This window comes from Mycoplasmopsis bovis PG45 (assembly GCF_000183385.1).
In the GTDB taxonomy this organism is placed as follows: Bacteria; Bacillota_I; Bacilli_A; order Mycoplasmatales; family Metamycoplasmataceae; genus Mycoplasmopsis; species Mycoplasmopsis bovis.
This window is the reverse complement of the sequence record NC_014760.1, coordinates 81,111-96,029: the sequence shown is the minus strand read 5'-3', so window position 1 is coordinate 96,029 and position 14,919 is coordinate 81,111. Positions and strand designations below refer to the sequence as shown.

General features: G+C 30.5%; 10 protein-coding genes and 2 tRNA genes. All 12 read right to left on the bottom strand.

Features of this window, described 5'->3' with window-relative positions; translation table 4 throughout:
• Positions 1-4 precede the first annotated feature (4 nt).
• A complete protein-coding gene (locus MBOVPG45_RS00405) occupies positions 5-1,252 on the bottom strand; it encodes a Y-family DNA polymerase (protein WP_013455965.1) in 1,248 nt (415 codons plus the stop codon).
• Positions 1,242-1,634 (bottom strand): iron-sulfur cluster assembly scaffold protein, encoded by a 393-nt coding sequence (locus MBOVPG45_RS00400; protein ID WP_049764021.1) that lies wholly within the window; start codon positions 1,632-1,634, stop codon positions 1,242-1,244. The genes MBOVPG45_RS00405 and MBOVPG45_RS00400 overlap by 11 nt, the downstream gene beginning before the upstream one ends.
• A gap of 25 nt (positions 1,635-1,659) precedes the next feature.
• Complete coding sequence (locus MBOVPG45_RS00395) at positions 1,660-2,820, bottom strand: aminotransferase class V-fold PLP-dependent enzyme (RefSeq protein WP_013456132.1); 1,161 nt, start codon at positions 2,818-2,820, stop codon at positions 1,660-1,662.
• Positions 2,813-3,784: a prolyl aminopeptidase gene (gene pip / locus MBOVPG45_RS00390; protein ID WP_013455995.1), complete on the bottom strand. Its 972-nt coding sequence runs from the start codon at positions 3,782-3,784 to the stop codon at positions 2,813-2,815. The genes MBOVPG45_RS00395 and pip overlap by 8 nt, the downstream gene beginning before the upstream one ends.
• A 9-nt stretch (positions 3,785-3,793) precedes the next feature.
• Entirely contained in the window at positions 3,794-5,059 is a 1,266-nt protein-coding gene (gene glyA / locus MBOVPG45_RS00385) for a serine hydroxymethyltransferase (RefSeq protein ID WP_013456234.1), read from the bottom strand.
• A 9-nt stretch (positions 5,060-5,068) separates the two neighbouring features.
• A complete protein-coding gene (locus MBOVPG45_RS00380; protein ID WP_013456006.1) occupies positions 5,069-7,255 on the bottom strand; it encodes a phenylalanine--tRNA ligase subunit beta in 2,187 nt (728 codons plus the stop codon).
• Between the two features lies 1 nt (position 7,256).
• A complete protein-coding gene (locus MBOVPG45_RS00375; protein WP_013456493.1) occupies positions 7,257-7,916 on the bottom strand; it encodes a uracil-DNA glycosylase in 660 nt (219 codons plus the stop codon).
• Positions 7,906-8,871, bottom strand: coding sequence for a phenylalanine--tRNA ligase subunit alpha (gene pheS / locus MBOVPG45_RS00370; RefSeq protein ID WP_013456569.1), 966 nt, complete (start codon positions 8,869-8,871; stop codon positions 7,906-7,908). Before pheS ends, MBOVPG45_RS00375 begins: the two co-directional genes overlap by 11 nt.
• The gene (locus MBOVPG45_RS00365; protein ID WP_013456310.1) at positions 8,861-10,084 is read right to left on the bottom strand and encodes a replication-associated recombination protein A; all 1,224 of its coding nucleotides are present in this window, start codon (positions 10,082-10,084) and stop codon (positions 8,861-8,863) included. The genes pheS and MBOVPG45_RS00365 overlap by 11 nt, the downstream gene beginning before the upstream one ends.
• A gap of 92 nt (positions 10,085-10,176) precedes the next feature.
• Positions 10,177-10,252, bottom strand: a tRNA-Arg gene (locus tag MBOVPG45_RS00360).
• A gap of 65 nt (positions 10,253-10,317) precedes the next feature.
• A tRNA-Arg gene (locus MBOVPG45_RS00355) sits at positions 10,318-10,394 on the bottom strand.
• A 94-nt stretch (positions 10,395-10,488) separates the two neighbouring features.
• On the bottom strand, positions 10,489-14,865 hold the full coding sequence (locus MBOVPG45_RS00350; protein ID WP_013456297.1) for a PolC-type DNA polymerase III: 4,377 nt from the start codon (positions 14,863-14,865) through the stop codon (positions 10,489-10,491).
• Between the last annotated feature and the right edge of the window lie 54 nt (positions 14,866-14,919).

The following is a 14,919-nucleotide window of genomic DNA, read 5'->3' as shown; positions in this document are numbered from 1 at the left end:
TTTCCTACTTTCTTATACCTAAATCATCTTCCAAGTATCTACTTTGTACAGACTCTTTTATTTTTTCTTTAGAAACGCGATATCCCGTTTTTAAAATAACTTTTCCAGCTTTTTTGTTTATATCATTAATTATATTATTTACTTTGGTCTCTTGTTGACGTTCTTCATAAGTATCAAAAATAGTTAGTTGCTTGAAGTGATCAAATTCATTGATTAGGTTTGTCAGCCTTACGCCAACGCCCCTAATTGGTTGTTCTTTTCATAATTTTTCAAATAACACTATTGCATTTTTATAAATTGTTTCAACATCATTAGTTGGTTCGACTAACTTCATTTGCTTGCCTTTTCATACTTTCGAAACACTTCTTATGATAATTGTTAATGTGAAACCAACAACATTTCTATTTTGTGCTCTGAGACTAATTTTATTAGCTAAACTTTTTATAACTTTATATATTTCGCTTCGTTCATAGAAGTCATAAAGAGGAAATGTTAGTTCATTTCCAATGCCCTTTAGATTATTATGCTCATATGTTAATTTATCGGTGCCATTTCCTCTAGCTTCATTAATAAAAGATGACAGTCTGTTTCTGAATATCATATACAATTCAGGACTTAATTCACTAGAACGTGCTAGGTTTCCTATAGTTTTTACGTCAGCCTTTACTAATTTGTCTGCTGTCTTTTCGCCTATTCCATAGTATTTTTTGATATTTAATGGTCAAATTTGCGACTCTAAATCCTCATTGTTTTCAATAAATTTAACACCAAAAGGTTTTGCTAAATCACTAGCCATTTTAGCTGCTCATTTTGAATATGAAATACCTATAGAAACAGGGATATCAAAGATTTCCTTGATATCTTCTTGTATTTTTCTAGCCAGCGCAACAGGATTTTTTCCTTCTGATATTGAAGTCACATCAACCCAGCATTCATCAATCGAACCTACTTCAATATTGGCAGTATAGTTTGAAGCAATATAATCAAAAATATTGTTAGAAGTTGTGTAGTACAAATCAAAATTCGGCTCAACAAAAATTGTGTCAGGCATTTTTTTCTCTATCATAAATCTAGGTCAGCCAACCTTAATTCCAACATTTTTTAACTCATAAGAAATACTAGAGCAAATTGATCTGCTGAGTCCATTCGAAACAGCAACTGGCTTATTTTTTAGTTTATGGTCTTTTGATCTATGTGCGCTTACAAAATATGAGTCAAAATCTATGTGAAATATTATATTTTTATTGTTCATTTTTTAAATTTTCTTTTAGTGGTTTGCTTAACATTTGAATGCAATCTAGCCTATTTGCGTGTTGGTTAACATTGTCAAAAACTAACAACTCACCCAGCATTTTCTTATCATCATCGCTTAATAATTGATTCTTAATATCTTTTTCAAATAAGTCTATAAAATAAAGTGATTCGTTAATGCTTTTGTCATTTAAATATTTGCATAGTAAATTAGATGATGACATAAAATATGCACACCCATTGCCATTAAAATGAAGGTTTTTAATAACTCCATTTTCAATTGAATATTCGGCCTCTAAATAATCACCACATGAGTTGCTAAATGATTCAATTTTTTTATTGGTTACTGCACTTTTAAAAGAAGGATTCAAATAATTGTGCATAATAATTTCTCTTTTCTCTTGAAAACTATAGGACAATGAAATCACCTCCTTTTTTTAATGTTTCTACTAATTTATTTATATCACTTTTGTTATTATAAATTCCCAAGGAAACTCTAACAAATGAATCGTTGCAATAAAAGTTTTTTAAATAGTGCGCACAGAAAATTCCAGATCTTACATATATGTTGTTGGTTCCTAAAAAATGAGCCACATCTTGAGAGTTAATATCTTTAATATTAAAAAGAATTATATGATCATCCTTTTTTGAATAAATTTCAATATTGGGCACCATTAATAACTGGTCATATGCATAGTTACTTAACTCATTTAAGATTTTCTTGCTTTTATCATATCCTACAAATTGATTAAAAAAGTCAATTGACTTGTTAAACATAAAAATAGCGGAAAAATTAGGTGTTCCAGGTTCGAATTTTTCAATACTGTTCTTAATTATAAAACTTTTGTCTTTGCTTATTAAGTTAACTGTTCCACCGCCATAAGTAACAGGTTGCAAATTATCTAAAATACTTTTTTTAACAATTAGTGCTCCTAGTCCAGTAGGACCATAAAATTTATTTGCACTAAAAGCAATCACATCGCAATTTTTTAAACTAACTTTTTCATAAACTATGGCTTGTGCAGCATCATTTACCAAAATGGCTCCAACTTCTTGACACCTTTTGTATACTTTATCAATGTCAACTTTTGCTTGAAAGTTATTGGTTAATTGAGAAAAAGCAACAACTTTTGTCTTCTTGCCAATATGCTTTTCTAGATTGGCATCGTCGATAATTTTAACAGGTAAATTTTTCTCTTTCGCTATAACAAGTCATGGTATTAAGTTAGATGAATGGTTGTAACCATGAAGAATTATTTCATCACCTTGTTTCAATATTTTTGAATACATTTGAGCAAATTTATTAAGAGAATCAGTTGTCCCAGAAGTGAATATAACTTCATCACTTTCTGAATCAGTAAGAGTGGCAATTTTTTCTCTTACTTCATTCATTACTTTGTATGTGTATATACCTAAAGGAGAGTTGTTAGTTCTAGTACTTACTGAATACAAATTGTAAAAGTTATCACTCTCTTTGCTTGCAAATTTAGGCTTTAATGAAAGTGCTGCTGAGTCCAAATAGACTATTTTGCTGGCTAATGGGAAAAATGACCTAATAGACTTAGCCATTTAAGTCCTTTCTTGCAAAATAATCTAATGCATAATTATCAGTTGCCTTAACTAGCTCATAAAGTATACTATCTGACCATTGCGAATGTCCTGAATCTTTTAACAATTTTAGTGTTGATCTTGGCATATTTTTGCTAACTATATAGGCACAATATGGCTGACAAATAAGATCATATGCTCCGTGAATAATATTGGCAGTAATGTGGCTAATTTTATGAATGTTTTTTAATATATAGCCTTCTTCAAAAAAGCAATTGTTGTAAAAATAATGATTCTCAATTAGTGCTATTTCACTGTTGGCTTTGGTATCAGATTCATTGAAATCTCCGCCTAATAATTTAACATTTATTGACTCTCATCTTGCTCATTCATTCATTGCCTGTATTCTTATTTTTGGATCGGAATCATTCATAAGTTGATGATAATAACTAATTACATCATTCCTTTTTTCTTGTGGTACTAAATTGATATACCTTTCAAAGTCAACTGGATTCATGTAATTTGCACCTTCTTGGTACAGTCAGATAAGATCGTGTTTTGTAGCCAAAAATACACCTCGCAAGATAATGTGCAACACTCTCTGTGGATGATTTATGGCATAACATAAGGCCAGTGTTGAGCCTCATGAACCACCTAAAAGAGCTCATTTATCAATCTTTAAATGCTCTCTTATCATTTCTATATCATCAATTAAAAATCACGTTGTGTTATTAACTAAGGACATTGAAGGTCTACTTTTTCCACACCCCCTTTGGTCAAATAAAATTATTTTATAGACTTTTGGGTTGAATAATCTTCTACTGTTTTCATTGCAACCAGCACCTGGTCCACCGTGGATATATAAAACTGGAATACCGTCAGGATTACCTGAAACTTCGTAATATATTTCATGCATTCCATCATTTGTTTTTAAATATCCACTTTCATAGGGAACAATAGGATCATATAAATAATTAGTATTCAAAATAACTCCCTAATATTTAGTAATAATTGGGAACTCACTAGTTAAGTCAGATACTTGTTTTTTCAATTCGGCTATTCTATGTGAGTGTTTTTCTTCATTTTCACTAAACTCAACGCAATTTTGCAAAATTTCATGCATTATAGAACCTAATTCATTTCATTTGGTGAATTTTCTAGAGGTCATGGCTGCTGTTCCTATTCTGATTCCCGAAGTAACAGCAGGACTTAGTTTATCAAATGGAACTGTATTCTTGTTAACTGTTATATTAAATTTGCCTAATATTTTTTCTGCTTGTAAGCCAGAAATTCCATAGCTTTTGTTTACATCAATCGTAAACAAGTGATTATCAGTCCCACCAGAAACAATCGAATCTCCCTGTTTTATAAAGTAATTAGAAAATTCTTTCGCATTTTTGACAATATTTTGTGCATACTCGATATATTCAGGTTTTAAAGCTTCGCCAAAAGCAACTGCCTTACCGGCTATTGCATGAAACAATGGCCCACCTTGATACCCTGGAAATACTCATCTATTAATTTTTTTGGCAAGCTCTTCATCATTTGTCATAATAATAGCGCCCCTTGCGCCTCTTAGTGTTTTATGCGTTGTAGAAGTTATAATATCAGCATATGGCACAGGTGAAGGGTGAACACCACCAGCTATTAATCCAGCTATGTGCGCTATATCTGCCATCAATTTTGCGCCGCAAGCATCAGCTATTTCTCTAAACTTTTTGAAATCAACAACTCTGGAGTAAGCAGAATAACCGCAAATAATAACCTTTGGTTTTTCTTTAATAGCTAACTCTTTAATTGCTTCATAGTCTAAAAAACCTTCATTATTGACAGAATAAGTAATTGAGTTATAAAAAATTCCACTAAAACTTATCTTATATCCATGAGTAAGATGTCCGCCTGAAGATAGGTCTAGTCCCATAATTTTTTCACCCGGATTAGCTAATGATGCTAGAGCAGCAGCATTCGCAACTGATCCTGAATAAGGCTGAACATTTGCAAATCTAACACCAAAAAGCTTTTTTAATCTCTCAATAGCTAATGTTTCAACAACATCTACATTTTCACAGCCACCATAATATCTTTTTCCCGGATATCCTTCACCATATTTATTGGTTAAAACACTACCGACAGCAGTTAAGACATCATCGCTTACATAATTTTCAGAAGCAATAAGTTCAATGTGCTCATTTTGTCTATCTACTTCATTATTGATTGCACTTTCAATCTCTTTATCGTTCAAAATTATTTTCTTATACATATTCTTACCCTACTTTTTATTAAATACTTCATTAATTTTGCTTATTTCTTCAGTGGTTCCAGTCAGCCTTAGAGTAACATTTCTTTTTTCGCCATTATCAAATGAATCGATTTGTTGGATGTTGAATAATTTAGCAATAGCATTAATTTTACTAATTGTGTCCCTGAGTGGCTCATTTTTGTTAATAGTAAAGGTTAAATCAATTGACTTCAATGGACTTGAATCATAGGTGCTAAATTCTATTTTTGACTTTTGCACACTTTCAATATTCATAAATTCAGCAACTCATAAATTTGATGAATTCACAGTTGGATGAACTTTTCCAATTCAGCCTATAAAATTGCCATTATGGAAAATTTTAGCAGACACATTAAGATGAATGAATTCATTATCCCTGAATGGAACAAATTCTAAATTATCAACTTTTAGGAAGTTAAAAACATCTTGCCTCATTTGTTCAAATGTTTTCTCATTTGACAATAAACCGTAAACAAATTTATTGTCATTAATCATTCCGTGCTCAAAAAATGAAATATTACTTATCTTTCTTTTTAAATTGAAATCTGCTGATTCTAATAAGGATGGTACTATTGAGTTTCTAATTTCTTCTCTTTCCTTTGAAACAAATGTCATCAATTTTACTGTTTTTTCAAAATTAAAAGGATTAAATTTATTTGATTCCGATGACACTAAACTAAAAGTTCTTATCTCATTGTAGCCCATTGACTGCAGAATATTTTTATTATCAACTTTATGGGAAATTTTAAATGATTCTAACTTTGGACTAGTTGCAGAAAAATTGCTATATCCATAGAATCTGAAATACTCTTCAATAACATCTTCATAATTTTGGATATCGGTTCTATATGTTGGTGCAATAACTCTATTTTTGTCCATTGAAAAACCAATTTTCTTAAGAGTCTGCTCAACACTGTCAAACTTTGTTAAGTCCTTAATGTTGCAGTTAGCATATATGGATAATTTTTTTCTGCTTTGGATAATTGATTTGCCTTTTCTAATTTTTGGCAGATTAATAATCTGACTAACAACTTGACCATCTATGCCTGATTTATACTTTAAAAAGGAAATTCCGTTAAATGATATTTGAGCATTAAGTAACCTGCCAGCTTGAATTGATGACGCTGAGTCAATTTTTATTTCTCTAGCACTATGACGAACTAATAATGGATCAAATAATCCTACTTCAAACACAACTTCTTTAGTATTTTCATCAACTGCAGAACTCTCACAACCCATAACAGATGCTAGTGATAAAACCTTATTTTCATCCTTAATAGCAAGAACATCAGAAACATTAATTTTTTTGCCACCTAAAATTTCAATTTCGCCACTAAATTTAGAGCAAGTTAACGATTTTCCAATCTTATTTTTGTCATAAACATGAGCAGGAGAGCCAGTTACTAAAAGCGTAATATTTGTTAAATCAATTGCATAAATGCCCTTAGCATTTATCCCATGCTTAACTAGAAATAAAATATCCTGTAAACTTGTTTTTTTATTCTTTATTTTAGCTTCAAAAAATGTTAATTCACTAGCTTCATCTTTTAAAACTTTAATATTACTTCTAAAACGATAATGATCCTTTGGTGATAAATCTGGTCATACAAATTTTGTATTATAGAATGCTGCTAACTCCATTGCTAAAACATAATATGAATTGCTTTCGGCTCTATTTGCGGGCGTAGTTATATCTATAATATAGTCATCTAATCCAAAATAGTCCATTGGATTCATATTTTCATTAATTGACGAATCATCCAATAAAATAACCTCATTTGGATCGAAAGGAAGCAGTGAACTGTCATAACCCAATTCAGAAAAACTAGCAAGCATACCGTTAGAAACTATGCCAGCCATTTCTTTCTTGCCAAAGACAATCTCGCCTTTCTTAGCACCTTCGACAAAAGCAACTATTCAAGAGTCTTTTTTAACATTTGAGGCTGTAGTTTGGATTGTTATATTCCCTGAATTGGTTTTTATGTTAACAACATTTAAGTTTTTGCTATTTTCATTTTTATAAACATCAAGCACATAACCAAATTTAACACCTTCTACATCACTAAATTTTGTTATGCTTTCAACCTCATATCCTAAATCATTTATACTTTTCTCAATCGAGCTGTCAAGTTTAATTTCCGGCATATATTTATTAAGTTCTTTAAGAGAAACTATCATTTTAATTTTCCTTTCGTATGCTAAAATCAATTGGATTGGTCAATTTGGCATTTACTTTTTTAAAAAAATTTGAGTCCTTAAAACTATGATTTGTTTTTGAATAACTTAAAGGAGAAGGATGAGAAGTATAAATTATTCTTTTATCATCGACTTTGTCCTTGATTAATGAATAGGCCTTCTTTCCCCATATGCCAAAAATAACATTACAGTTTAGTTCTAGTATAAAATCAAGCAGATTAGAAATAAATATTTCTCATCCAAAACCGCTATGACTATTAGGCTTATCTTCACTAACAGTTAGAACGCTATTTAATAATAAGATATGATTTTTAGCTCAAGATTTTAAACTAAATGTTTCAACTAGGGCACTTGGATAGTCTTTTTTTAGCTCAGTTATAATGTTTTCTAAACTTTTTGGACAATGTTTGTTCTCTGTACTAAACGCTAGCCCGTCAGCATATCCTTTTTTGTAATATGGATCCTGCCCGATAATAATTAATTTCAGCTCTTCAGGATTACTATATTTAAGGCATTCAAATATTTTGTCCTTACTAGGAAAAATATTATTGCTTTTAGATTCGTTTTCAATTAAGGCAAATAGATCTATAAAATATTCTTTTTTGGACTCGTTCTCAATAAATTCATCAAATTTATTTTTCATTTTTAAATTGTAAAAGTGTTCTTAAATCATTTTTATATAAATATCTAATGTCGCTTATTGCGTACTTGATCATTGTGAGCCTTTCTAAGCCCAAACCAGCAGCAAAACCATAAAACTTTTTACTATCATATCCTGCTTTTTTCATTACATTAGAATGTAACATTCCTGCTCCTAGGACTTCGATTCATTTATTTTTGTAAAAAATGTCAACTTCAACGCTAGGCTCAGTAAAAGGGAAATAACTTGGTCTTAATCTGATTTCTAATTCTTCTTCAAACACATATGATAGAAGCGACTTAAGAGTTCATATTAAGTTTGGAAAACTAACTTGCTGTCCTACACTTACAAAGTCAAGCTGTGTAAATTGATGCGAGTGCGTTGCATCATCCTCATCATTTCTATAAACTTTACCAATTGAAAAAATATTGGCGCATTTATTGGCGTTTTTTTCTAATTCATAAGCAGTGATTCCAGTGTTATGGGTTCTTAATAAAATATTGTTTGTTATATAAAGTGAATCATGAGAAGCTCTGGCTGGATGATTATTTGGAATATTAAGTCTTTCAAAGTTATATTCCTCATTTGTAATTTCGCCACCAACGGCTTCAAAATAGCCGTTTTGTGTAAATCAATCTCTTAACCTTTGCTCAATAATGCTAATAGGATGGAGCGATCCTAATTGCTTTAAAGGTTTAGTTACATCAATAAATTCATTTTCAATAATCTTATTTATTTTATCTTTTTCTAACTTTTCTTCAATTTCTTTAAACTTAAGTTCATAAAATGATTTAATTTCACTAATTTTGATTCCTATTAATTTTCTTTCTTCAGGATTTGAGCTCTTTATCTTTGATTTAAGCTCTTCTATTTCACTACCAGGTCCAAAAGCTAAATTCTTAGCCTGTTTGTATTGTTCAAAAGTTTTAATTTCATCTCAATTTATTTTAGAGCTCATCTTTTTCTCCTTTTAATTGCTTAATAAATTTGTAGTATTCCGTTATTCTTTTCGAATCTGTTTCCATTGGTAAAAAGAACCTCTTGCCTTTAGCTTCCTTTGGCAAATATTCCTGTTTTACAAAATGATTAGGAAAATCGTGCGGATATTTATAACCTATAGAATCACCTAATTTTGAAGCTGAAGCATAGTGTCCATCTCTCAAAAACTTAGGAACATCATATATATTGCCAGCATCAATATAATTTTCTACATTTTGCATAGCTATATACATAGAATTACTTTTTGGAGCCAATGCCACAGAAATAATTGCATAAAAAATAGGTAGTTTTGCTTCTGGTAAGCCAAGCATTTCGGCCGATTCAATTGCATTTTTAACTCTTAGTTGCAAATTTGGATCAGCAAATCCAACATCTTCATAACTACAAGCAATAAGTCTTCTAAATAGACCTTGTAAATCACCAGATTTTAGTATTATCGCACCATAATACAGCGATGCATCAACATCAGAACCTCTTAATGATTTATGAAATGCTGAAAGGTTATTGTAATGCGAGGATGAATTTTCGTCACTGTAAAATGATATGTTTGGCACAAATTTTTTAATATCATCTAAGCTAATTTGTTTATTTTTGGTCATTAAAACCAACATCTGTAAGTTATTAAGACAAGATCTGTAATCTCCATTTGACAACTTAACAAAAACTTTTATTGTCGAGTCATCCATTTCATAATTTGGAAAATGTTTTTTTAGATTTAATTTCACCCCTTCAAACATTTCATCTTCGCTTAACTTTGTAAATTGTAATATTTGCATTCTGCTTCTTAAAGCTGGGTTAACTCTAAAATATGGATTTTCAGTAGTGGTTGCATAAATTATAATTTTGTCAAATTCTAAGTATGAAAGCAAGATATCTTGTTTGTCTTTGTTTAATCTGTGTATTTCATCAATAATCAAAACTTCATTATCAGACAGCATTTTGGTTAATTCAGCCTTGGAGTTAACTGATGCATTAAAATAATTATATTTTAAGCCTAAATCATTTGCCAGAGCCACTGCCGATGAAGTTTTACCAGTTCCTGACTCTCCAAAGAAAATAAAGCTAGAATGAATTCTATCTTTCGCAACTTTCTTAAGTAAATCAACCACTTGTTTTTGCCCAATAATGTCATCTAATGTCTTAGGTCTTAGTTCATTTGCCAAATTATTCATATTAATAAATTTTAAAGTTTTTTAATTACTTTTTATGTTTTTTTAAAAAATCCCAAAATAGTATAAAAACTATGAATTTTTAAATAAAAAAATGGCGTTCACAACGGGAATTGAACCCGTTACCCCAAGCTTAGGAGGCTTGTGCTCTACCTGGTGAGCTATGTGAACACACAGTGATAAAATTTTATTATAAATTTAGCTATTGCTTGTTTTATTATCAAAAAATAAAAAAATGGCGATCACGAGAGGATTCGAACCTCTGACAACAAGCTTAGAAGGCTTGTGCTCTATCCTGCTGAGCTACGCGACCACTTAGTTAATTATAGAAAATTTTTTTATTTTTGTAAGAATATAATTATAAAAAATAGAGATATCTGAATATCCCTATTTTATAGACATATTGGCTAAAAAAGAGTTAGTTGGTCTGAATCGTTTAGACTATCTAAGATCTTCATTTGGTTCATTGTATCAAAAACAGTTTTTGAAACACCTGTTCTAGTTTTAAAGTCTTCCTTAGATAAAAATGGCTTTTCTTCTCTTGCGTTAACTATATCATTTGCTTTAACTGTTCCCAAGCTTTCGATTGTTGAAAAAGGTGGTATTAGACATCCTTTTTCTTTATCGATAAGCCACTTTTCAGCTTGGGATTTGTCAATATCAACATTTGATATATAAAAACCTCTCGCGTATAATTCTTCAGCTACTTCAAAAACGCCAATAAGATCGTTTTCTTTATTGCTTCTATCTTCGGTTTTCTTTAACTCATAAAGCCTTTTTGAAACTTTAATTCCATTAGGCTTATCAATCATATTTTTAATATCATCTGCTTTTGAATGGGCAGTAAAGTAACTTGCATAAAAAGCCAATGGTTCGTATAGCTTAAATCAAGCAATTCATAGTGCCATAGTTACATATGCTGTTGCATGCGCTTTGGGGAATAAATATTCAATTTTTTGCATACTTTTTATAAGCCAGTTTGGAACATTATGTTTTTCTAGTAGTTCAACTTCATCATTTGATAAGCCTTTGCCTTTTCTTACTTTTTCCATTAGTGTAAACGACATCAAAGGCTCGATACCTTTTGCAATTAACATAGGCATAATGTCATCTCTACAACAGACAACTTCATTTAGTTTGCGCCCTTTTTCTAAAACTAATTCATCAGCATTATTAATTCAAACATTAGTTCCGTGACTAAGACCTGAAATAGAAATTAAATCTGCAACAGTTTTAGGTTTTATGTCATTAAGCATTTGTCTAACAAATGATGTACCAAATTCAGGTAAACCTATTGCTCCTGTTTTTTCATTCGAAATTTGTTCGGGGCTAATGCCCATTGGTTCAGTTGAACTAAAAAGTTTTATAACATTTTGATCATTCTTGGGAACGTCATAAATATTAATACCAGTGTACTGCTCTAGCAATTTTATAGATGTAGGATTATCATGGCCTAGGATATCAAATTTTAATACATTATCATGAATGGCTTTGTAGTCAAAGTGTGTTGTTAGTCAAGATGAACTTTGGTCATTTGCTGGGTAATTTATAGGAGTAAAATCAAAAATATCAAATTGCTTAGGGATTATAATAATTCCACCAGGGTGCTGACCTGTTGTTCTTTTAACATCTTTAATTCTGTTCGCTAAAAATTCAACAAAAATTTGTGGGATAGTTTGTCTAGTTTGCTCAGCATATGACTTCACATATCCAAATGCTGTTTTTTCAGCCACTTTGGAAATAGTTCCAGCTCTAAATGTATGACTTTTACCAAAAAGTCTACGGATTTCTTCATGCACAACACCTTGAAATTCCCCAGTAAAGTTAAGATCAATATCAGGGACTTTATCAGCATTAAATCCTAAAAATGTTTCAAAAGGTATGCTTTGCCCGTCACCTTTTATAAGCGTATTACACTCAGGGCAAGGCTTATCAGGCAAATCATATCCACTAGTTACGCCTGGAGCATTAGCTACTTCAAAATATTTACAATTAGGACAACAATAATGAGGGATTAACGGATTAACTTCAGAAATTCCAATTAATGATGCAACAAATGACGAACCTATAGAACCTCTGCTACCAACAATAAATCCTTGGTCAATTGAGAGTTTCACCAGTTTATAACTTATTCAATAAATTACATCAAAACCATACTTAATAATTGGATTAAGTTCAGAATCAATTCTTTTTTGAATTATTTCAGGAAGTTTCTCTCCATATTTTGCATATGCATTTTTATAGACTAAGTCATATAATTTTTTCTTAGAATCATCAAATTCAGGTGTAAACAAACCAGATTTAATTACTTCAATATTTTCAGCCATATTAGCTATTAACTGAGTATTATCAATGACTAATTCTTCTATTAGCTGGTTATCTTGTAAAAACGCAAATTGCTTAAGCATTTCTTCAGTAGTTAAAAAGCGTTGATTTGGTATAACTAATCTTCCTTCTTCGGCTTTTTTATAGTCAAATAAATAATGTCTAGCATTCTTTATTCCTTTTGCATAAACAAGAGATTTAAAAATTTCTTGATCTCATGGATCTAAATACTTAACATCCGCAGTTGCAATAAAAATCTTAGAATGTTTTTTTGCTTCATAGATAATTTCGCTCAAGCCTTTTTGCAGTTGTTTTGTGGTTATAAATCCGTATCTTATTCAGTGTTCAAAACATTGAGGCGCCGGAATTTCAATAAAATCATAAAGTTTAAGCTCATTTATAAAATCATCATGGGATGAGTAAAAATACTTATCAATTAATAAGCCTTTTAATGTTCCAGAACCTACTAAGATATCCGTTCTATTCAAAGAAGCAAAGTCTTCCTTGAATGTTATTGGACCATTAATATATTTTTTGGTTAAGCAGTCAGTTATCAACTCAAATTGCTTCTTTAAGCCTTGATTATTTAAAGCAATTGTTGAAACTTCATACCCATGCATTTTTGCATAAAGTTCATTAGAAGAATACTTGCTTAGGTCATCAAAAGTGAAAATACCCTTGGCATTCAATTCTGAAATAATATTAACTCATACATTTGCCAAAACCTTGGCATCATAATCCCCACGGTGAGCAACATTTGGATCATAAACAACACCAAGTCTTGACGCAACATCTTCTAATTTGTGGCGTTTATAGCCCGGGAAACCAATTCTAGAAGCTACCAGAGTGTCAATAACTGTGACTCTTGGGAATTGCATATTGTTGAGCCTAAATTGTTCCTTTAAAAAGTTAAAGTCAAATTTTGCATTATGTGCAATAGCTATTTTTCCATCTAAACAATCATAAATTTTTTCTAGACCTTCTTTTATATAAAGCCCCTTAGAATCAAGCATTTGCTGTGTAATTCCGGTTAATTCAGTAGTAAAACTACCAATTTTATCTTTTGGCTTAATAAAAAACTGAGTTGTTTTTCCTACTTTTAAATCCTGATTAATATCAACTGCACCAAATTCAATTATTTCGTGGAATTTTGGACTTAATCCTGTTGTTTCAATGTCAAATGAAACATATGAATAGTCTTTAAAACTGCCCTCAGGAATTTCGCCTAAAATTGCCTCATTTGCCTTATTTATAGTAGTGAATGCAGTTCCGTATATGGCTTTAATTCCTGATTTTTTTGCTTTATTAAATAATTTGGGATAGCCCTGTGCGCCATCGGTGTCCATAATGCCGATTGCTGGCATTTTTCATCTTTTGGCTCTTTCAACAAAATCATCGGCATTAAAAAGTCCATCCATTGTGTTCATTTTTGTTGAAATATGGAACTCAACTCTTTTTCTATCTTCGGGTGCTTTATCTTCATTTATATTTAGTGGACAAGCTGTTAATTCAAGCGAATCAACATAGACAAAGAAGTTGTTTCCTTTAATCTTGTCGCTACTTGGAATTGAACCTTTAACCTTAACTCAAGATTGATTTTCAGGGTTAATTAGATTTTTTTGCTCATTACTCAATCAGTCAGTGTCTAAGAATCACATACAATTAACAGCACTCTCAAAGTCACTTACTTTGAATTGGATAGTTAACCGTTTGTTTTTAGAAAAAGTTTTTTTAGAAGCAAATAATATACCAACAAATTCTACATTAACTCTGCTTGGCGCATCATTTAAATCTTTGATAGAGTACCTTGTATAACTCTTGTTAAGATTCCTCTTTATCCTTAGTGGACTGTTACTATTACTTTCATATGATGTAGATGACTGGTCTAATTCAATCATTTTTTTAAAAAGTTCTCTTTTTATCTTTTCAGATTCTTCCGCATTTGATGATAAATTTTGATCATTAGAAGTTAAGTTTGTTGCATAGTTATATGAAAAATCAAGCGTTGCAAAACCATATTCTTTAAGTTTGTTTAGTAACTTATCAATCAGCATTCCATATTGATTCTCGAAATCCCTATCAATGTTTTCAAAATAGGCATTATTGTCTTTTACAACAAATTTATTTTCCCAATTAATCTGTTTTAAAGGCATAAAACGTGTTTTATCAATTATTTTATTAACAAAACATAAGATATTTTCTTTGCTATATGAATCGCTAGAAAAAACAAATGAAACATCTCATTTGTCTCTGTTAGATCTTATGAAGGATTTTAATTTTCTTACTGTATCATATGAAATAAAATTTTTAAAGCGGAATTCTAGCTTCAATTTATCATTTGAATTTTCATCATAATTAAGATTAAAAAGAACCAGTTCGGTTCCTTCTAACTCGTTATTAATTTCTATGTTATTAGCTTTGCAAAATGCTTGAAATCTTTTATAACCTACAGAACTCATACATATATTATATTAATACTAATACGATATATAAATTAATTTATTTAATTTTGC